We start from the raw sequence: 19728 nt of genomic DNA, 5'->3' as shown, positions 1-19728 counted from the left end.
TATCTCAAAACTGACTTGCGAGTCATGTTTGAGATATTTGCTCTTTAAAAATCTGGATCAAGCTGAAAATTGAAACGACACATCTTTAATGGTGTGTTCGAGTCTCTCAAATTTTCGCAATCGGAAGTGAAACATCTTCGGGTTGTGAGGTTAAGCGACTAAGCGTACACGGTGGATGCCCTGGCAGTCAGAGGCGATGAAGGACGTGCTAATCTGCGAAAAGCGCCGGCGAGGTGATATGAACCTTTGACCCGGCGATGTCCGAATGGGGAAACCCAGTGCAATCCGTTGCACTATCGTTAACTGAATACATAGGTTAACGAGGCGAACCGGGGGAACTGAAACATCTAAGTACCCCGAGGAAAAGAAATCAACCGAGATTCCCCCAGTAGCGGCGAGCGAACGGGGAGCAGCCCGGAGTCTGAATCAGCTTGTGTGTTAGTGGAACGGTCTGGAAAGTCCGACGGTACAGGGTGATAGTCCCGTACACGAAAGCACACTTGCTGTGAACTCGAAGAGTAGGGCGGGACACGTGGTATCCTGTCTGAATATGGGGGGACCATCCTCCAAGGCTAAATACTCCTGACTGACCGATAGTGAACCAGTACCGTGAGGGAAAGGCGAAAAGAACCCCGGCGAGGGGAGTGAAAAAGAACCTGAAACCGTGTACGTACAAGCAGTGGGAGCCTCTTTATGGGGTGACTGCGTACCTTTTGTATAATGGGTCAGCGACTTATATTCTGTAGCAAGGTTAACCGTATAGGGGAGCCGAAGGGAAACCGAGTCTTAACTGGGCGTTAAGTTGCAGGGTATAGACCCGAAACCCGGTGATCTAGCCATGGGCAGGTTGAAGGTTGGGTAACACTAACTGGAGGACCGAACCGACTAATGTTGAAAAATTAGCGGATGACCTGTGGCTGGGGGTGAAAGGCCAATCAAACCGGGAGATAGCTGGTTCTCCCCGAAAGCTATTTAGGTAGCGCCTCGTGAACTCATCTTCGGGGGTAGAGCACTGTTTCGGCTAGGGGGCCATCCCGGCTTACCAACCCGATGCAAACTACGAATACCGAAGAATGTTATCACGGGAGACACACGGCGGGTGCTAACGTCCGTCGTGAAGAGGGAAACAACCCAGACCGCCAGCTAAGGTCCCAAAGTCATGGTTAAGTGGGAAACGATGTGGGAAGGCACAGACAGCCAGGATGTTGGCTTAGAAGCAGCCATCATTTAAAGAAAGCGTAATAGCTCACTGGTCGAGTCGGCCTGCGCGGAAGATGTAACGGGGCTAAACCATGCACCGAAGCTGCGGCAGCGACGCTTAGGCGTTGTTGGGTAGGGGAGCGTTCTGTAAGCCGTTGAAGGTGTGCTGTGAGGCATGCTGGAGGTATCAGAAGTGCGAATGCTGACATAAGTAACGATAAAGCGGGTGAAAAGCCCGCTCGCCGGAAGACCAAGGGTTCCTGTCCAACGTTAATCGGGGCAGGGTGAGTCGACCCCTAAGGCGAGGCCGAAAGGCGTAGTCGATGGGAAACAGGTTAATATTCCTGTACTTGGTGTTACTGCGAAGGGGGGACGGAGAAGGCTATGTCAGCCGGGCGACGGTTGTCCCGGTTTAAGCATGTAGGCGGAGGTTCCAGGTAAATCCGGTACCTTATTAACGCTGAGGTGTGATGACGAGGCACTACGGTGCTGAAGTGATAAATGCCCTGCTTCCAGGAAAAGCCTCTAAGCATCAGGTAACACGAAATCGTACCCCAAACCGACACAGGTGGTCAGGTAGAGAATACCAAGGCGCTTGAGAGAACTCGGGTGAAGGAACTAGGCAAAATGGTGCCGTAACTTCGGGAGAAGGCACGCTGATATGTAGGTGAAGTCCCTGCGGACGGAGCTGAAATCAGTCGAAGATACCAGCTGGCTGCAACTGTTTATTAAAAACACAGCACTGTGCAAACACGAAAGTGGACGTATACGGTGTGACGCCTGCCCGGTGCCGGAAGGTTAATTGATGGGGTTAGCGGCAACGCGAAGCTCTTGATCGAAGCCCCGGTAAACGGCGGCCGTAACTATAACGGTCCTAAGGTAGCGAAATTCCTTGTCGGGTAAGTTCCGACCTGCACGAATGGCGTAATGATGGCCAGGCTGTCTCCACCCGAGACTCAGTGAAATTGAACTCGCTGTGAAGATGCAGTGTACCCGCGGCAAGACGGAAAGACCCCGTGAACCTTTACTATAGCTTGACACTGAACACTGGTCCTTGATGTGTAGGATAGGTGGGAGGCTTTGAAGCGTGGACGCCAGTCTGCGTGGAGCCAACCTTGAAATACCACCCTTTAATGGCTGGTGTTCTAACGTAGACCCGTAATCCGGGTTGCGGACAGTGTCTGGTGGGTAGTTTGACTGGGGCGGTCTCCTCCCAAAGAGTAACGGAGGAGCACGAAGGTTGGCTAATCCTGGTCGGACATCAGGAGGTTAGTGCAATGGCATAAGCCAGCTTGACTGCGAGCGTGACGGCGCGAGCAGGTGCGAAAGCAGGTCATAGTGATCCGGTGGTTCTGAATGGAAGGGCCATCGCTCAACGGATAAAAGGTACTCCGGGGATAACAGGCTGATACCGCCCAAGAGTTCATATCGACGGCGGTGTTTGGCACCTCGATGTCGGCTCATCACATCCTGGGGCTGAAGTAGGTCCCAAGGGTATGGCTGTTCGCCATTTAAAGTGGTACGCGAGCTGGGTTTAGAACGTCGTGAGACAGTTCGGTCCCTATCTGCCGTGGGCGCTGGAGAATTGAGGGGGGCTGCTCCTAGTACGAGAGGACCGGAGTGGACGCATCACTGGTGTTCGGGTTGTCATGCCAATGGCACTGCCCGGTAGCTAAATGCGGAAGAGATAAGTGCTGAAAGCATCTAAGCACGAAACTTGCCCCGAGATGAGTTCTCCCTGAGACTTTAAGTCTCCTGAAGGAACGTTGAAGACGACGACGTTGATAGGTCGGGTGTGTAAGCGCAGCGATGCGTTGAGCTAACCGATACTAATGAACCGTGAGGCTTAACCTTACAACGCCGAAGCTGTTTCGGCGAAGAGACAGACACGATTTTCAGCCTGATACAGATTAACAGAATTTGCCTGGCGGCTTTAGCGCGGTGGTCCCACCTGACCCCATGCCGAACTCAGAAGTGAAACGCCGTAGCGCCGATGGTAGTGTGGGGTCTCCCCATGTGAGAGTAGGGAACTGCCAGGCATCAAATTTAGCGTGCTGATATGGCTCAGTTGGTAGAGCGCACCCTTGGTAAGGGTGAGGTCCCCAGTTCGACTCTGGGTATCAGCACCACTTTATACTTAGGTTAAAGTTCGGCAAGAAGTAAAAGAATTTGTCTGGCGGCTTTAGCGCGGTGGTCCCACCTGACCCCATGCCGAACTCAGAAGTGAAACGCCGTAGCGCCGATGGTAGTGTGGGGTCTCCCCATGTGAGAGTAGGGAACTGCCAGACATCAAACAAGCAAAAAGGCCATCCGAAAGGATGGCCTTTTTGCGTTATGCCCTCAGCTAAACCAATTTCCTTATCAGATATTCCAACGAGTGCCGTTAATACCTTACTGACGTATTAAAGCGTCTTAACCCAGCTATAAATGAATTCACGGAATGCATAATGCTTACTCGCAGCAGCGTTAAATCAATTCAGTGATTCAGACTGAGGTTGTATAGGTAAGGAAATAGGGCTATAAAAAAAACAGGATACTGAATCTAAAAATTATCTGATGATATCTGAGAGGGGAAATATACATCCCTTTGATTAGATAAAATAAAAGCGCGGCGATGGCCGCGCTTTTAAAAGTATTATTTAGTCAGGGCGACAATACCGAGAGTCAGGCCAGCTATTGCTGCGGCGCCACCGGCAATCGCACCTGCTGTTTCCCAGTTATCCTGGGTAGTCCCCTTCATACAGGTATTGGTGTGAACCAGTCGCCCCTGATCGTCGTATATCGGTACACAGGGAGAGTCGTGCGCGCAACCAGCAAGCAGCGCAGCGAGAAGTGCAACGGAAAGGAATCTTTTCATGATGTTACCTCAATATGATCGCTTATTCGCTTAAGAGCCGATGCGGCAATTTACGAATTGATGATTATTTTACCACCGCACTAATACCATACAGCACGGGGAATAATCTCAAATTGTGTGGATTGTAAAAATCATGGAGAAAAAAGAGGGGCGTTGATTATTTATGGAGGAAATGTGAAGAGATGTCTTTTTATTAGAATGCTGACAGGAAATTAAAAAGGCACCAGAGGTGCCTTTATGATTTTCATTAATCCTTATGCTTTGTAAACCGTCTCCGGACAACAACGAAGAAAACAGGAACAAAGAAAATGGCCAGCAGAGTGGCTGACAGCATCCCTCCCATCACGCCCGTCCCGACAGCGTTTTGTGCCCCACTACCTGCGCCACTACTGATGACCAGAGGCATAACACCAAGGATAAATGCCAGAGAGGTCATCAGGATAGGGCGCAGACGCATACGTGAGGCTTCCAGCGTGGCTTCAATAATCCCTTTGCCTTCTTTATCCATAAGATCCTTGGCGAACTCAACGATCAGTATGGCGTTTTTGGCTGATAAACCAATTGTCGTAAGCAGACCAACCTGGAAGTAAACGTCATTGTTCAGCCCACGTATTGATGCAGCCAGAAGCGCGCCGATCACCCCCAGGGGCACAACCAGCATGACCGAGAATGGAATTGACCAGCTTTCATAGAGAGCCGCCAGACACAGGAACACCACAATCAGTGAAATGGCATACAGTGCTGGAGCCTGATTTCCGGAAAGACGTTCCTGATAAGACATCCCCGTCCAGTCGTAGCCAATTCCGGAAGGCAGTTTCGACGCAAGGCTTTCCATCATCTCCATTGCCTCACCGGTACTTTTGCCTGGCGCAGACTCACCGAGGATCTCCATTGATGGCATCCCATTGTAACGTTCCAGACGAGGTGAGCCGTACACCCAGTGAGAGCTGCTAAAGGCAGAGAAAGGCACCATTTCGCCGTTAGCACTACGCACATACAGGTCGTTAATATCTCCTGGTAACATACGGAAGCGAGCATCAGCCTGGACATAAACTTTTTTCACGCGTCCATGATCGATAAAGTCGTTCACATAAGTGCCACCCAATGCTGTTGAGATGGTCTGATTGACATCAGATATGCTCACACCCAGCGCCTGGGCCTTCTCCTGGTCGACATCCAGTTTGTACTGTGGCGTATCTTCCAGTCCGTTAGGACGCACGCGGACCAGTAAGTCAGGATGTTCCCTTACCATGCCAAGCAGTTGGTTACGTGCCTGCGTGAGCTGCGTATGTCCCAGGTTTGCCTGGTCAATCAGTTCAAAGTCAAAGCCTGTTGCGGTACCCAGTTCAATAATGGCAGGGAGGTTAAACGGAAATACAAGACCATCTTTGATCTGGCTAAACGCTTTCGTTGCGCGGCTGACAATCGCCTCAACGCCGTTTTCCTTGCCCGGGCGTTCTTCCCATGGCTTCAGGCTGACGAAAGCGATACCGGAGTTCTGCCCCTGCCCGCTAAAGCTAAATCCGTTTACGGTAAAGACCGATTCAACGTTCGCTTTCTCTTTCGTCAGATAATAGTCCTGAACCTGATCGAGTACCTGCTGGGTACGCATCTGCGTCGCCCCTGCCGGCAGCTGAACCATCGTCATAAACACCCCCTGATCCTCTTCCGGCAGGAAGGAGGAAGGCAGGCGCAGGAACAGTACTGCCATGCCGCCGACGATGATGACGTAAACCAGCAGATAGCGTCCAGTCTTACGTAAAATGCCGCTCACGCTGTTGCTGTAGTGCTCCACGCTCTTATCAAAAAGCGCGTTAAACCAGCCGAAGAATCCACCTTTCTTTTCATGATGGTCGCTGGAAACCGGTTTGAGCAGCGTTGCACATAAAGCAGGCGTTAATATCAACGCCACCAGCACCGATAAGGCCATCGCGGAGACAATGGTCAGCGAGAACTGGCGATAGATAGCCCCGGTTGAACCTCCAAAAAATGCCATCGGAATAAACACCGCTGAAAGCACCATGGCAATGCCCACCAGAGCGCCCTGGATTTGCTCCATCGACTTCTGGGTCGCCTCTTTTGGCGGCAGCTTGTCCTCAACCATGACGCGTTCTACGTTCTCAACCACCACGATGGCATCATCGACGAGCAAACCTATCGCCAATACCATCCCGAACATCGTCAGGGTGTTAATGGAGAAACCAAACGCAGCCAGTACTGCAAAGGTACCCAGTAGCACCACGGGCACGGCAATAGTCGGAATAAGGGTTGCCCGCAGGTTTTGCAGGAACAAGTACATCACCAGGAACACGAGAACGATCGCTTCAAACAGCGTCTTCACCACTTCATGGATTGAGATCTTCACGAAAGGTGTGGTGTCGTACGGATAAACGACTTTCAGGCCCTGAGGGAAGAAGGGCTGCAACTGCGCCAGTTTACTCTTAATGGCGGCAGCGGTATCCAGCGCGTTTGCGCCAGTCGCCAGCTTGATCCCGAGCCCCGTTGCTGCCTGGCCATTGATTTTGGTGACCATGTTGTAGTTTTCGCCACCCAGCTCAATGCGGGCCACATCTTTCAGGTGGACCATTGAACCGTCCTGGTTCACCTTCAGCGTCACACGGCCAAACTCCTCCGGCGATTTCAGGCGCGTTTGAGCAATAATTGAGGCGTTCAGTTGCTGCCCTGGTACGGACGGCGTACCTCCCAACTGGCCCGCAGCAATCTGGTCGTTCTGCGTTTTCAGTTGGTTAATGACATCCAACGGCGTGAGCTGATATTTATTCATCGCGTTGCTGTCCAGCCAGATGCGCATTGCATACTGCGCACCGAACAGCTGCACATCACCGACGCCGGAAGTACGGCTGATCGCATCTTTTACGTTAGAAGCGACATAGTCGGAGATATCATCCTGAGTGAGGTTTTTATTATCCGACACAAATCCCGCGACCAGCAGGAAGCTGCTGCTGGATTTTTCCACGCCGATCCCCTGTTGCTGTACTTCTTGCGGTAGCAGCGGCATAGCGAGCTGGAGTTTGTTCTGAACCTGCACCTGCGCGATGTCAGGATCCGTACCCGACTCGAACGTCAGGGTGATGGTGACGTTACCGGCAGAATCACTGGTGGACGACATGTACATCAGATTGTCGATTCCGTTCATGTTCTGTTCGATAACCTGCGTCACGGTATCCTGGACCGTCTGGGCATCAGCGCCAGGGTAGGTCGCTGTCACCGCAACTGCTGGCGGCGCAATGGTTGGATATTGCGCCACCGGCAGTTTTAAAATGGCCAGCCCGCCCGCAATCATCAGAATGATGGAGAGCACCCAGGCGAAAACAGGCCGTTGAATAAAGAAATTAGCCATCTCGTTATCCCTTAACTGGCTGGAGTCGCGGCGGTATCAGGAATAGCCACGGCGGTGACGCCAGGGCGAACTTTTTGCAGGCCGCTGATAATGACGCGGTCGCCATTTTTCAGACCTTCCGTGATCAACCACCGATCGCCAATCGCCTGCGGTGCAACGACAGTGCGAGATTCCACCTGGTTTTTATCGTTTACCACAAGCACGGTTGCATCACCGCGAGGTGTACGGGTTACCCCCTGCTGGGGAACAAGGATGGCATCAGGCTGTGTGCCTTCGTCAATGCGTGCACGGACAAACATACCCGGTAACAGCATATGCTGAGGGTTAGGGAAGAGAGCGCGAAGGGTGATTGAGCCGGTACTTTCATCTACCGTGACATCAGAGAACTGGAGCGTTCCTTTCAGCGGATAAGGCTGGCCATTTTCCATCAGCAACTCAACGCTGCTGGTGTCTCCCTTTTGCAGGCTCGTCTGCTGCTTCAGACGCATAAAATCGCTGCTGGATTGCGTTACATCGACATAAATGGGATCGAGCTGCTGAACTGTCGCCAGTGCGGTTGACTGACCATTAGTGACTAACGCCCCTTCAGTGACGCTGGATTTGCCAATGCGCCCGTTGATTGGCGATGTGACTTTCGTATAAGCAAGATTGATCCGCGCGCTCTCAACGCCAGCTTTCGCGGCAACGACGCTTGCATCCGCCTGCTGGGCGGTTGCCACCGCCTGATCATACTCCTGCTTGCTCACATATTGCGTACCGACCAGCGGAAGGTAACGTTTTACCGTCAGATGGGCTATGTTTGCCGCAGCCTGCGCTTTTACCAGTTCACCTTTCGCATTGTCGTAGGCTGCCTGATAGGTGGCCGGATCGATCTGATAAAGTGATTCACCCGCTTTGACGTCGCTGCCTTCGGTAAAATTACGGTGCAGAATGATACCACTTACCTGGGGACGAACCTCCGCCACACGATAAGCGTCAGTTCTGCCTGGCAATTCCGTCGTTACGGCCAGTGGCGCGCTTTTGACAATATGAACACTGACCTGAGGAGCTTGCCCATGCTGCTGTGGGTTTTCTTGCCCATCGCACCCGGCGAGCAGTGCAGCACAGACAATGAAACCGGATAAGGGTAAGCGTCTGAAGTGATTCGTCATTACTGTTCCTTAAACTACCCTTGAACCGATATATGCCATAAGTCGGTGAAAGGGTGTGAGGCAAAAAAAGAAATGTAGCTGCGTATAATAATGAGGGTATTCAAGGTTTTTTAATTTATAAGTGCTGATGGAGGTAATAAAAAGCAAAATCAGATTCTGAACCAGTGTATTCGAAATCCGGCTTCTGTCAGGATAATCAACGGAATACTTATGAGTAAATACAAACTATTTATTTAATGAATTTGATTCGCTCAATTTATTCGTATGAATTATAAATTAAATGAATTGACTTTTTTTGTGCAAAACTAAAACGGGTTATGGTGAATACTTTGACTTACACGACCCTTTAATAACGTTTGATGTCGTATCAACCGTATAAGTAATGAGTAGCAGGCTATGGCGCGTAAAAAGAAAGAAGAGGCTCAAAAGACCCGGCAGCAGCTGATTGAAGCCGCTATCGGGCTATTCGCGACACGTGGCGTGGCTAATACCACGCTTACCGACATCGCCGATGCTGCACAACTTACTCGCGGGGCGGTTTACTGGCATTTTTCGAGTAAAGCGGAAATATTTAACGCCATCTGGGAACAGCAATTGCCGCTGCGTGAAATGATTCGTGACAGGTTAATACTTTCTGAAAAAGATGACCCTTTGTTAATGCTTCGTGAACAGTTTATTGTCGCACTGCAATATATTGCGAGCGAGCCACGTCAGTATGCTCTTTTACAAATTCTGTATCATAAGTGTGAATTTCATGACGATGTGATTTCAGAATGTGAAATACGCAAGCGGATCGGTTTAAACGATACTTATCTTCGCAGGACGTTGAGACAATGCGTTGCGCGTAGCATTATTTCTTCCCAAACTAATATTGAACTGGCGCTGATTGTTTTCCACGCATTTTTTAGCGGAGTCATTAAAAACTGGTTAATGGATAGCAACAGTTTTAATCTGTACAAACAGGCGCCGGCGCTGGTGGATAATATTCTTGCGACACTAAATATCACTCGAGTGGCGCCAGTGTTCTACGATACAGCCTCATGATTGCATACGGGATGGTGACATCTCCCCGTGCTGGCACTGTTCCATAATAGCCTGCGCGGTAATCGGTTTGCCCAGCAGATAACCCTGTAGCGTATTGCATCCCAGTTCTGTCAGAAAGGTCTGCTGCGCTGCGGTTTCGACCCCTTCTGCCACGACCTTCAGATTCAGCGTTTTTGCCAGGGCAATAATCGCCGAGACGATCGTCGCATCTTCACTCTCTCCACTTAACTCTTTTACAAAAGCACGATCGATTTTCAACTCGCAGGCAGGGAGTCGCTTAAGATAAAGAAGGCTTGAATAACCTGTACCAAAATCGTCTATCGAGGCTTTTACGCCCGCATCCGTCAGCGCTGTCAGGACACGAACGCTTTCGTCCGGATTGCTCATCGCCGTGGTTTCGGTCACCTCCAGGATCAACATGCCGGGCGGTACGCTATGGCGCGTCAGACAATCGAGAACCGTTTTAACCAGCGACGGCTGTTCGAACTGCAACGTAGAAAGATTCACCGCCATTGACCAGTCCGTGTGGCCCTGAAGGTGCCATTCTCGCAGCTGGCGGCAGGCCTCGTCGATTACCCAGTTTCCAATTGGAATAATCAGCCCGGTTTTCTCTGCAAGCGGTAGAAACAGGTCGGGGGGCAGTAATCCCTGTTTGGGATGCTGCCAGCGTAACAGCGCTTCGAATCCGATGACCGGCCCGGCAGGGGCGTGGAATTTAGGTTGATAAAGCAGACGTAACTCATTACGGTCGATGGCCTGCCACAGATCATTCATCAGCTGAAGATGCGTCTGCGCCAGCGTATTCATTGACGGCTGAAAGAAGTGATAACCGTTACGACCCATATGTTTCGTGTGGTACATCGCAGCATCAGCGTTAAACATCAGTTCACGATCGGTTTTGCCATCGTGTGGATAGAGCGCAATGCCAATGCTCAGGGTGACCATCAATTCGTAAGGATCGAAATGGAACGGGCTATCAATGACGCGTACCAGTGAATTTGCCAGTGAGGCAGCATCATCCGGGGTAGTGGTTTCGGCCAGCAGGACAAATTCATCCCCACCGATACGCGCCAGCGTGTACTGACCTTTCAACTGCAACAGCAAACGCTGAGTCACCGCAACCAGAAGATTGTCACCGACATCATGGCCATAGGCATCGTTGACGGTTTTAAAGCCATCAAGATCCATAAACATCAGCGCGAAAGGGCTTCCTTCGCGATCGGCCTTGCTGATGGCCTGATCGAGGCGATCCTCAAGCAGAATACGATTGGGTAAGCGCGTCAGCGTATCATGCAACGCCAGCTGTGCGAGTTCACGGTTAGCTTCTGCCAGGGATGAGGCCAGCAGCGAGGTACGAGCCTGAAGGCGGGCATCGAACATCGACACCAGCAGCGTAATCCCCAGAATAGCGAGCGCGACCACGCTAACCAGTATCGCCAGCCAGCTCCCGTTAATACCATGATGGTGGACCATCGTCGACATTGGAAATTGTGCTGCTTCCATGCCGGCGTAATGCATGCCAGCGATAGCGATGCCCATGGTGATCGCCGCCCCCAGACGCATCAACGCCATTCGTGCAGCTTCCTGACGTAAACGGAACGTCAGCCAAAGAGCGGCCAGTGAAGCGGCAAGGGCTATGCCCACAGAGATAGCCATCCACGTTTTATCCCAGACAATACCCGGAGTGACCTCCAGGGCAGCCATACCGGTGTAGTGCATGGTAACTATGCCTGCACCCATCACGACGGCGCCAGGCAGCAGTCGGCGCAAATGTAGCTGCTCGCCGCTAACGAGCCACAGGGCGAACATTGACGAGCTGATGGCGATAATCATCGAAAGCACGGTCAGGGTCGCGTTGTAACTCATGCTCATGGAAAGATCCATCGCCAGCATACCGATGAAATGCATCGCCCACACGCCAATCCCCATCGAAACTCCGCCACCTGCCAGCCAGACGCGTGCAGCGACGCCCTGGCTTCCGGCAACGCGCGCAGCCATATTCAGCGCGGTATAGGCGGCAAGAATGGCGACAATAAAGGAGATGACGACGAGGATTTGGTTGTATTGGCTAACCAGCATGGTCTGTTCACTCGTTGTGAGACGTTAAGCAAGAGCGGTTGGAAAGGGCACAGACATTATCATCGTCAGGAAATGACGAAAAGTGATTTAAGCCCCTGTTTTTATTGGGTGATAACAGAGGGGTACAGGATGGAAGAGGCTAGTCCAGCTCTGAGCAGTTGACCAGTTTTAGCGGGTTCACGGAATTCATATTGCGACATTTATCGGTTTCGGTGCTCATCAGTTCAATCCACTGCATCAGCAGCGCATCGAAAATGAAAACAGAGACAGCAAAAACGACCAGCCACCAGTATTTACGAATCATGTGTCATTCCGCGAAAAGAGAGCCTGTAAGGTGGTGGAAATATACACGAAAAGCGGGCGTTGAAAAGTGGGGAAGGAGAAGGTTTACAAAGCGTTGACGGTCGCTCATCCGGGCAATAAAAAAGGCGCTTCCCCATGCCGAAGAGCGCCTTTTTAAACAAGCAGTTAGCTAATCGAAATTAGTTCATGCCGTATTTTTTCAATTTCTTACGCAGGGTACCACGGTTGATGCCCATCATCAGGGCAGCGCGGGTTTGATTACCACGGGTGTATTGCATCACCATGTCCAACAGTGGCTGTTCAACTTCAGCCAGTACCAGCTCATACAGGTCATTAACATCCTGACCGTTCAGTTGAGCAAAATAGTTCTTCAGTGCCTGTTTAACCGAGTCACGCAGGGGCTTTTGAGTCACCTGATCCTGAGAGTTAACGGTAGAAACGGTCAGTACGTCAGAATTTACGCGTTGTTCGAACATAGTTCTGTCAGCTCTTTATTTCATTACGCAAGATTTTCGAAGTATGCCTCCAACGCCTCCAGCTGTTCGCTGGCATCCTCAATGGCGTTGAATGTGCGCCGAAACTGGTCATTTGGAGCGTGCTCCTGGAGATACCAGGATACGTGTTTACGCGCAATTCGGTACCCTTTTGCCTGGCCGTAGTGGTCATGCAGTTCCCGAACATGCGAACAAAGCAAGCGCTTAACCTCTGCCAGAGGCAGCGGGGCAAGCAGCTCCCCAGTGTCCAGATAATGCTGGATTTCCCGAAAGATCCAGGGTCTTCCCTGAGCGGCACGTCCTATCATCAGAGCATCAGCTCCCGTATAGTCGAGCACAGCTCTGGCTTTAAGCGGGTCAGTTATGTCGCCATTCGCGATAATCGGAATGGAAACTTTCTGCTTAACTGCCCGAATGCTGTCGTATTCAGCTTCACCGTTGAACAAACAGGCGCGAGTGCGTCCATGAATGGTCAGGGCCTGAATGCCACAGTCTTCGGCCAGTTGGGCAATCTCTACACAGTTACGGTGTTCCGGCGACCAACCCGTGCGAATCTTCAACGTAACAGGAACGTCCACTGCGCTGACAACCGCCGTCAGGATTGACTTCACCTGGTCGGGGTATTGCAGAAGGGCTGAACCTGCAAGCTTGCGATTCACCTTTTTGGCCGGGCAACCCATATTGATATCAATAATCTGGGCGCCACTTTCCACGTTAATACGCGCGGCATCTGCCATCTCTTCAGGCACGCTTCCGGCAATTTGCACGGTGCGGATACCTGGCTCATCCACGTGCACCATCCGAAGGCGGGACTTGTCGCTTTCCCAAACCTGCGGGTTAGACGACATCATCTCGGAAACGGTTAATCCTGCTCCCATCTCGTAGCACAGCGTCCTGAACGGCCGGTCGGTAATACCTGCCATTGGGGCTGCGATCAGGCGATTTCTAAGCTGGTGGTGTCCGATGCGCATGAGTTAAGAAATGACCATACTGTGACTGCAAGGCGGCGTATATTACGCATTTTTTGCACGAGATGAAAGGCCAAACTTTGAACAATCCTCTGTTGTAGATCAAGGAATCGCCAGTCATTCTTTTCGGATAAGATTATTCGCTATTTAAATCATTGTGTTATGAAGAAATGAACATTTTGTGGGCGCTTACAATTTCCCGTAACTTCTCATCATTTCTGAATAAATGAATCAATTGGCCGGGATAATCTGCTGCGATATGCAGCAGATTATGGCGCTTCTTTGCGATCTGCGTCGCATTTCAGCACAGGATATCAGCGCAAAAAATCGGCTTATTCAACAACCAGACGGCCATGAAGCGGCTGAACCGGGCGGCTGTTTTCGTGGTGCATAGTGTGAGTGAATTTTTGCAGCTGTTCAGCAGAGACGGTCAGCGGATGCTTGAGCACCAACCATGTCACCCCTTCTGAGCACGGTGGCGTGGTCAGGGAGCCGCTAAAACGCCAGTAGGTTTTATCCGCAGGCAGTAATTTATTCATATAGAGGGTTGGCTTAATTGTAACGTTCTGGTCAACCTGTCCTGGCATCACGCCCCAGAGTTTATCCAGTGCAGCGTTTGCCGCGCCCTGATCGAACATAACGGCAACGACCGTCAGTTCGCCGTCAGCGTTTTTATGGACCAGATGCATTTCCATTGCGTATTTTTTACCGTGCACCGTGTTTTCGGAAGGCGCATGGAAATGGAACTGCTGTAATGTCCAGGTCTGTTTATCAAGCGTGATGCTGTCGCGTGTATCGGCATTTTCACTCGCCTGGATAGTATGGCCGTTGTTTGTCAGTGTGACCGGGCCGTCGATATAGTGCGTTTCCAGCGGAGAGATGTGAGCTTTGACCGTATTATCAATGTTAACCGGCGACTGATACATCCCGCTTTTACACGTCTTGTACGCCTCGTCCAGTTCGCCCCAGTGTTCCGGTGCGCCTTCTCCTTGATAGCTCCAGTGTGAGGCGTAAGTTGAAGCCGAAATCACGCTCAGCGCCAGCAGCGCTGCCTTGCCTGAAATGTGTTTCATCGTATTCTTCCTGTGAATTTTATTATACAAATCAATGATTAACATTGTGATTTGTGTGGTTATTTTATCGAAGAAAGGATGAAGGGGGGAGAAAAAACCGAAGGAAAAAGGCGTGGTCAGACGACCACGCCAAAGGCTTATTTTTTACGACCGGTGATGCGACACCACTCTTCTTTCTCGACAACCGGGTCGAGCGCAAAGAGATCGGCGTAGGCTTCACAGACGCTGTCTGCCTGGCTGGCAAGGATACCGGACAGGCCCAGCAGACCGCCTTCAACCGGCAGCACGCTGATTAACGGCGCCAGCTCGCGTAACGGGCCAGCCAGGATATTCGCGACCACCACATCGGCTTTCATGGCCTCTGGCTGTGCATCGGGCAGATACAGTTCAAGGCGATCGGAAACGCCATTACGCTCGGCGTTATCACGGCTGGCCTGAATCGCCTGCGGATCGATGTCGATCCCGATGGCTTTTGCCGCGCCCAGTTTCAGCGCCGCGATAGCGAGGATCCCGGATCCGCAACCGAAGTCGATCACGGTTTTGCCTTCCAGATCCAGGCCATCCAGCCATTGCAGGCACAGGGAGGTTGTCGGGTGGGTACCGGTGCCGAACGCCAGACCCGGATCCAGCATTACGTTGACCGCATTTTCATCGGGAACGTCGCGCCAGCTTGGGCAGATCCACAGACGCTGACCAAACTGCATTGGATGGAAGTTGTCCATCCACTCGCGTTCCCAGTCTTTGTCTTCCAGCTGTTCGATTTTATGCGCGAAACCCGCGCCCAGCAGCGGATGGTTTTCCAGAATCGCCACGACCTCTTTCATGTCGGTTTCTGCATCGAACAGGCCGATAACGTCCGTATCACCCCACAGGCGCGTTTCGCCTGGTAGCGGCTCAAAGACCGGCGTGTCATGCGTGTCCTGGAACGTGATAGAGACCGAACCGGCCTCCATCAGCGCATCACTCAGTTCTTCGGCGTTCGCGCCGGTTGTGTTCAGTTTCAATTGGATCCACGGCATGGCAAAACTCTTTATTTATCAGTAGAAATCAGGGTGGCGGGTGGAACGGGACGGCCAAAACGGTTACCCACCACAAACGCCAGTAAACTTAACAGTAACGAAGGCACGATCGGGTGAAAGCCAAGATACTGAATTTTCAACGTGGCGAGAACGGCATACAGGACGCCCCCGACAATCATGCCGCTTAATGCACCCGCGGCATTCGCGCGTTCCCAGTACAGCCCCAGCACCAGCGGCCACAGGAAAACGGCTTCCAGCCCGCCAAAGGCGAGCAGGTTCAACCAGATGATCATCTCCGGTGGACGCCACGCGGCCAGCAGCAGCAACGCCCCCAGCACCAGGGTAATCACCGCCGACATGCGCTTGAGGCGTCGCTCATTTTCGACCTGTTCAGGGCGCAAATTCAGATAGAGATCTTTAATGATCGTAGCGGAACTTTGCAGCAACTGAGCGTTGATGGTCGACATAATGGCCGCCATGGGTGCGGCGAGGAAAATTCCGGCGGCAAACGGCGGAAGTACTTTCACCATCAGGGTTGGAATGACCAGATCCGGTACGGTAAGGTCAGGGATCACCGCGCGTCCCAGCGCGCCCGCCAGGTGCATACCAAACATCAGGATTGCCACCACAATTGTCCCGATAATAATCCCGCGGTGTACCGCTTTGCTGTCTTTATATGAGATGCAGCGCACGGCGGTATGCGGCAGGCCAATCACGCCAAAGCACACCAGCACCCAGAACGAGGTCATAAAGGTTGGCGAGAGGATGTCATCCGCCCCCTGCGGCGAGACCAGTTTCGGATCGATCGCTTCCAGGGTTTCAACCGCATGGCTCAGGCCCCCTGCGGCATGCACGATACCCACCAGCAGAACGAGAGTGCCAATGAGCATCACCATCCCCTGCATCGTGTCGTTGAGTACGCTGGCGCGGAACCCGCCAAACGCGGTGTACAGCGCGATACTCACACCGAAAATGACCAGACCCGTCTCGTAGGGGATCCCGGCTGCCGTTTCCAGCAGACGTGCGCCGCCGATAAACTGCACCGTCATCGCACCAATAAACGCCACCAGCAGACTCAGGCTTGCCAGCCATACCAGCAAGCGACTCTGATAGCGGGCAAACAGCATATCGTTCAGCGTCACGGCATTGTAGCGACGGGCCAGAATGGCAAACTTTTTACCCAGTATGCCCAGAGAGAGCCAGATGGCAGGCAGCTGGATCATGGCCAGCAGTACCCAGCCCAGTCCGTACTTATAAGCGGCGCCCGGGCCACCGATAAACGAGCTGGCGCTGATGTAAGTAGCGGTCAGCGTCATGGCCAGCACGACGCCACCCATTGAGCGGCTCCCGAGGAAATACTCGTTCAGAAAGGTGCCGGTCGAACGTTTACGCATCGCATAAACCGACAGGCCAAACACCAGGAACAGGTAAGCGACAAGCGGCAGAATGACTTCAAGCTGCATCATCGTCCTCCAGGGAGATATCGCGATAGATGAATTTCACCATCGCCCAGCACAGCACAATAAACACCAGCGGCAGCAGCAGGCAGGCCATTTCAAACCAGTGCGGGAGGCCGGTAATGCCAATCGCTGAATCAGGTAAGTAAGCAGTTACTAACCATGCAGCGAGATAGAGAAGGGTCAGCCACAGCGCCCAGCGCGCTTCTTTATGGGCCTGAACAAAACGTTTGTCCATTTTTTGTCCCTTGTGGATGAAGAAAGCGGGGATTGTACATGATGGGGCTTTGCGATCCCCAGAAATAAAAAAGGCCGGATAATCCGGCCTTTTAGCAACACTGGTCTCTTACTTCTCGTTCAGACCGAGTTTTTTCTCCAGGTAGTGGATGTTAGTACCACCATTCTGGAAGTGCTCGTCGCTCATGATGCGCATCTGGAGATCTACGTTGGTTTTGATCCCGTCGATGATCAGCTCCTGAAGGGCGTTCTTCATGCGGGCAATGGCCACGTCACGGTTTTCGCCGTAGCAGATCAGCTTACCGATCATTGAGTCATAATACGGCGGTACGGTGTAACCGGCGTAAATATGGGACTCCCAGCGCACACCAAAGCCACCCGGCGCGTGGAAACGCGTGATTTTACCCGGGCTTGGCAGGAAGGTGTTCGGGTCTTCGGCGTTGATACGGCACTCTACCGCATGGCCTTTAACCACAACTTCTTCCTGTTTGATGGACAGCGGCTGACCGGCTGCGATACGCAGCTGTTCTTTGATCAGGTCAACGCCGGTGATCATTTCGGTAACCGGGTGTTCAACCTGAATACGGGTGTTCATTTCAATGAAGTAGAACTCGCCGTTTTCGAACAGGAACTCAAAGGTACCCGCCCCGCGATAGCCGATATCGACACACGCTTTGGCGCAACGCTCACCGATGTAGCGACGCAGTTCCGGCGTAATGCCCGGCGCTGGCGCTTCTTCGACGACTTTCTGGTGACGACGCTGCATGGAGCAGTCACGTTCAGCCAGATAGATCGCGTTGCCCTGACCGTCAGCCAGCACCTGAATTTCGATGTGGCGTGGGTTTTCCAGGTATTTTTCCATGTACACCATGTCATTGCTGAAAGCCGCTTTCGCTTCCGCTTTGGTCATGGAGATGGACTGCGCCAGTTCAGCATCGCTGCGTACAACGCGCATACCGCGACCGCCGCCGCCGCCGGACGCTTTGATGATCACCGGGTAGCCAATGCGTTTAGCATGGGCGCGGTTAGCATCCATATCGTCGGTCAGCGGGCCGTCAGAGCCCGGTACGGTTGGCACGCCAGCTTTTTTCATCGCGGTGATGGCAGACACTTTGTCACCCATCAGGCGAATGGTGTCGGCTTTCGGGCCAATGAAGATAAAGCCAGAGCGTTCAACCTGCTCAGCAAAGTTGGCGTTCTCAGAGAGGAAACCATAACCCGGGTGAATCGCGACCGCGCCAGTGATTTCGGCGGCGCTGATGATCGCCGGGATGTTCAGATAGCTTTTTACGGACGGAGCCGGACCGATACAGACCGTCTCATCCGCCAGCAATACGTGTTTTAAATCGCGATCCGCGCTTGAGTGCACGGCCACGGTCTTGATGCCCAGTTCTTTACAGGCACGAAGAATACGCAGTGCAATCTCGCCACGGTTGGCGATAACAATTTTATCCAGCATGTTCGCCTCGTTACTCGATGACGACCAGCGGCTCGTCAAATTCTACCGGCTGACCACTTTCGACCAGAATCGCTTTCACAGTACCTGATTTGTCTGCTTCGATCTGGTTCATCATTTTCATGGCTTCAACGATGCACAGGGTATCGCCTACGTTGACTTTCTGACCCACTTCGATGAACGCTTTCGCGTCCGGGCTCGGGGTGCGGTAGAAAGTACCAACCATTGGGGAACGTACGATGTGACCACTGATTTCTGCAGCTGCTGCAGGTGCGGCTTCTGCTGCTGGTGCAACGGCTGCGGAGAGCGCAGGCTGCTGCACTGGCGCAGCATAAGCTTGCTGCATTACCGGGAAGCTAGCGGCTGGGGCTGCACGGCTGATGCGTACAGACTCTTCGCCTTCAGAAATTTCCAGTTCGGAGATGCCTGATTCTTCAACCAGCTCGATCAGTTTTTTAATCTTACGAATATCCATGAGTGGGTTCCGTACTCTTGTTTAGTGTGATTGTGACAAGCGTTTTACCGCTGTCTGTAAAGCGTATGAATAGCCGTCTGCACCCAGCCCACATATCACGCCAGCGGCGATATCTGACAAGTAGGAATGGTGGCGGAACGGCTCTCGGGCGTGCACGTTACTCAGATGGATCTCGATAAACGGGATACTCACCGCGAGCAGTGCGTCGCGTATAGCAACACTGGTGTGCGTAAACGCGGCCGGATTGATCAGGATATAGTCCACAGTGTCTTTAGCCTGATGAATACGGTCGATGATTGCGTACTCCGCGTTTGACTGAAAATGGTCCAAATCCACATTCAGCGAGGCTGCTTCCGTACCCAGACGGTTAACAATTTCGCTCAATGTCAGCGTGCCGTACTTCTCTGGCTCACGGGTGCCGAGCATGTTCAGGTTCGGTCCGTTCAATACTAAAATTTGGAATTTGTCAGCCATTGTGCCGCTATCTCCTGCGATTTTCGGGTAAAAAACAACATATACCCTCAACACGCAATTGTCACCCTTTCAGAGGCCAA

General features: G+C 52.2%; 15 protein-coding genes, 1 tRNA gene and 3 rRNA genes. 5 read left to right on the top strand and 14 right to left on the bottom strand.

Annotated features, from left to right (window positions below):
• The first annotated feature begins 148 nt into the window (after nucleotides 1-148).
• From L2Y28_RS20240 to rrf (L2Y28_RS20225), 4 genes are all read left to right on the top strand, one after another.
• Nucleotides 149-3054 (top strand): 23S ribosomal RNA (locus L2Y28_RS20240).
• 69 nt (nucleotides 3055-3123) lie between these two features.
• A 5S ribosomal RNA gene (rrf, locus tag L2Y28_RS20235) occupies nucleotides 3124-3239 on the top strand.
• Nucleotides 3240-3253: 14 nt separating this feature from the next.
• A tRNA-Thr gene (locus tag L2Y28_RS20230) sits at nucleotides 3254-3329 on the top strand.
• Between the two features lie 43 nt (nucleotides 3330-3372).
• Nucleotides 3373-3488: ribosomal RNA gene (gene rrf, locus L2Y28_RS20225) — 5S ribosomal RNA — on the top strand.
• 347 nt (nucleotides 3489-3835) lie between these two features.
• Here the strand turns inward: rrf (L2Y28_RS20225) and L2Y28_RS20220 are convergent.
• From L2Y28_RS20220 to L2Y28_RS20210, 3 genes are all read right to left on the bottom strand, one after another.
• Complete coding sequence (locus L2Y28_RS20220) at nucleotides 3836-4057, bottom strand: lipoprotein (protein ID WP_236919567.1); 222 nt, start codon at nucleotides 4055-4057, stop codon at nucleotides 3836-3838.
• Between the two features lie 247 nt (nucleotides 4058-4304).
• The gene (locus L2Y28_RS20215; RefSeq protein WP_022649576.1) at nucleotides 4305-7418 is read right to left on the bottom strand and encodes an efflux RND transporter permease subunit; all 3114 of its coding nucleotides are present in this window, start codon (nucleotides 7416-7418) and stop codon (nucleotides 4305-4307) included.
• 11 nt (nucleotides 7419-7429) lie between these two features.
• On the bottom strand, nucleotides 7430-8569 hold the full coding sequence (locus tag L2Y28_RS20210; protein ID WP_022649575.1) for an efflux RND transporter periplasmic adaptor subunit: 1140 nt from the start codon (nucleotides 8567-8569) through the stop codon (nucleotides 7430-7432).
• A 396-nt stretch (nucleotides 8570-8965) separates the two neighbouring features.
• Between L2Y28_RS20210 and envR the strand changes: the two genes are divergently transcribed.
• Nucleotides 8966-9613: an acrEF/envCD operon transcriptional regulator gene (gene envR, locus L2Y28_RS20205; protein WP_022649574.1), complete on the top strand. Its 648-nt coding sequence runs from the start codon at nucleotides 8966-8968 to the stop codon at nucleotides 9611-9613.
• Here envR and L2Y28_RS20200 read toward each other — a convergent pair.
• The 11 genes from L2Y28_RS20200 to aroQ form a co-directional block, all read right to left on the bottom strand.
• Nucleotides 9608-11692 carry a bifunctional diguanylate cyclase/phosphodiesterase gene (locus L2Y28_RS20200; protein WP_022649573.1) on the bottom strand — a complete coding sequence of 695 codons (2085 nt, stop codon included), beginning with the start codon at nucleotides 11690-11692 and terminating at the stop codon, nucleotides 9608-9610. The two genes, envR and L2Y28_RS20200, sit on opposite strands and share 6 nt — an antisense overlap.
• Before the next feature lie 139 nt (nucleotides 11693-11831).
• A complete protein-coding gene (locus L2Y28_RS20195) occupies nucleotides 11832-11996 on the bottom strand; it encodes a DUF2556 family protein (RefSeq protein ID WP_003860373.1) in 165 nt (54 codons plus the stop codon).
• A 178-nt stretch (nucleotides 11997-12174) separates the two neighbouring features.
• The gene (gene fis / locus L2Y28_RS20190; protein WP_000462905.1) at nucleotides 12175-12471 is read right to left on the bottom strand and encodes a DNA-binding transcriptional regulator Fis; all 297 of its coding nucleotides are present in this window, start codon (nucleotides 12469-12471) and stop codon (nucleotides 12175-12177) included.
• Between the two features lie 23 nt (nucleotides 12472-12494).
• Nucleotides 12495-13460, bottom strand: coding sequence for a tRNA dihydrouridine synthase DusB (gene dusB, locus L2Y28_RS20185; RefSeq protein ID WP_006812176.1), 966 nt, complete (start codon nucleotides 13458-13460; stop codon nucleotides 12495-12497).
• Nucleotides 13461-13789: 329 nt separating this feature from the next.
• The gene (locus L2Y28_RS20180) at nucleotides 13790-14530 is read right to left on the bottom strand and encodes a carbonic anhydrase (RefSeq protein WP_022649572.1); all 741 of its coding nucleotides are present in this window, start codon (nucleotides 14528-14530) and stop codon (nucleotides 13790-13792) included.
• A gap of 137 nt (nucleotides 14531-14667) precedes the next feature.
• Nucleotides 14668-15549, bottom strand: a complete 882-nt coding sequence (prmA, locus tag L2Y28_RS20175; protein ID WP_022649571.1) for a 50S ribosomal protein L11 methyltransferase — start codon at nucleotides 15547-15549, stop codon at nucleotides 14668-14670.
• 11 nt (nucleotides 15550-15560) lie between these two features.
• Entirely contained in the window at nucleotides 15561-17012 is a 1452-nt protein-coding gene (gene panF / locus L2Y28_RS20170) for a sodium/pantothenate symporter (RefSeq protein WP_022649570.1), read from the bottom strand.
• Nucleotides 17002-17244, bottom strand: a complete 243-nt coding sequence (locus tag L2Y28_RS20165) for a YhdT family protein (RefSeq protein WP_022649569.1) — start codon at nucleotides 17242-17244, stop codon at nucleotides 17002-17004. The genes panF and L2Y28_RS20165 overlap by 11 nt, the downstream gene beginning before the upstream one ends.
• Nucleotides 17245-17352: 108 nt before the next feature.
• Nucleotides 17353-18702, bottom strand: a complete 1350-nt coding sequence (gene accC, locus L2Y28_RS20160) for an acetyl-CoA carboxylase biotin carboxylase subunit (RefSeq protein WP_003860388.1) — start codon at nucleotides 18700-18702, stop codon at nucleotides 17353-17355.
• 10 nt (nucleotides 18703-18712) lie between these two features.
• Nucleotides 18713-19174 (bottom strand): acetyl-CoA carboxylase biotin carboxyl carrier protein, encoded by a 462-nt coding sequence (accB, locus tag L2Y28_RS20155; protein ID WP_010436174.1) that lies wholly within the window; start codon nucleotides 19172-19174, stop codon nucleotides 18713-18715.
• A 21-nt stretch (nucleotides 19175-19195) separates the two neighbouring features.
• The gene (gene aroQ / locus L2Y28_RS20150; RefSeq protein WP_022649568.1) at nucleotides 19196-19648 is read right to left on the bottom strand and encodes a type II 3-dehydroquinate dehydratase; all 453 of its coding nucleotides are present in this window, start codon (nucleotides 19646-19648) and stop codon (nucleotides 19196-19198) included.
• Between the last annotated feature and the right edge of the window lie 80 nt (nucleotides 19649-19728).

Source organism: Enterobacter sp. JH25 (assembly GCF_021725435.1).
Lineage (GTDB): Bacteria > Pseudomonadota > Gammaproteobacteria > Enterobacterales > Enterobacteriaceae > Enterobacter > Enterobacter intestinihominis.
The sequence above is the reverse complement of the archived record's forward strand: the minus strand, read 5'-3'. Positions and strand labels throughout refer to the sequence as shown.

What these genes read in the sequence shown, in the direction of transcription:
- fis (WP_000462905.1), bottom strand. Translation starts at nt 12,471, where the DNA reads ATGTTCGAACAACGCGTAAATTCTGACGTACTGACCGTTTCTACCGTT.
- L2Y28_RS20215 (WP_022649576.1), bottom strand. Translation starts at nt 7,418, where the DNA reads ATGGCTAATTTCTTTATTCAACGGCCTGTTTTCGCCTGGGTGCTCTCC.
- envR (WP_022649574.1), top strand. Translation starts at nt 8,966, where the DNA reads ATGGCGCGTAAAAAGAAAGAAGAGGCTCAAAAGACCCGGCAGCAGCTG.
- L2Y28_RS20195 (WP_003860373.1), bottom strand. Translation starts at nt 11,996, where the DNA reads ATGATTCGTAAATACTGGTGGCTGGTCGTTTTTGCTGTCTCTGTTTTC.
- accC (WP_003860388.1), bottom strand. Translation starts at nt 18,702, where the DNA reads ATGCTGGATAAAATTGTTATCGCCAACCGTGGCGAGATTGCACTGCGT.
- L2Y28_RS20220 (WP_236919567.1), bottom strand. Translation starts at nt 4,057, where the DNA reads ATGAAAAGATTCCTTTCCGTTGCACTTCTCGCTGCGCTGCTTGCTGGT.
- L2Y28_RS20180 (WP_022649572.1), bottom strand. Translation starts at nt 14,530, where the DNA reads ATGAAACACATTTCAGGCAAGGCAGCGCTGCTGGCGCTGAGCGTGATT.
- aroQ (WP_022649568.1), bottom strand. Translation starts at nt 19,648, where the DNA reads ATGGCTGACAAATTCCAAATTTTAGTATTGAACGGACCGAACCTGAAC.
- L2Y28_RS20200 (WP_022649573.1), bottom strand. Translation starts at nt 11,692, where the DNA reads ATGCTGGTTAGCCAATACAACCAAATCCTCGTCGTCATCTCCTTTATT.
- accB (WP_010436174.1), bottom strand. Translation starts at nt 19,174, where the DNA reads ATGGATATTCGTAAGATTAAAAAACTGATCGAGCTGGTTGAAGAATCA.
- dusB (WP_006812176.1), bottom strand. Translation starts at nt 13,460, where the DNA reads ATGCGCATCGGACACCACCAGCTTAGAAATCGCCTGATCGCAGCCCCA.
- prmA (WP_022649571.1), bottom strand. Translation starts at nt 15,549, where the DNA reads ATGCCGTGGATCCAATTGAAACTGAACACAACCGGCGCGAACGCCGAA.
- panF (WP_022649570.1), bottom strand. Translation starts at nt 17,012, where the DNA reads ATGCAGCTTGAAGTCATTCTGCCGCTTGTCGCTTACCTGTTCCTGGTG.
- L2Y28_RS20165 (WP_022649569.1), bottom strand. Translation starts at nt 17,244, where the DNA reads ATGGACAAACGTTTTGTTCAGGCCCATAAAGAAGCGCGCTGGGCGCTG.
- L2Y28_RS20210 (WP_022649575.1), bottom strand. Translation starts at nt 8,569, where the DNA reads ATGACGAATCACTTCAGACGCTTACCCTTATCCGGTTTCATTGTCTGT.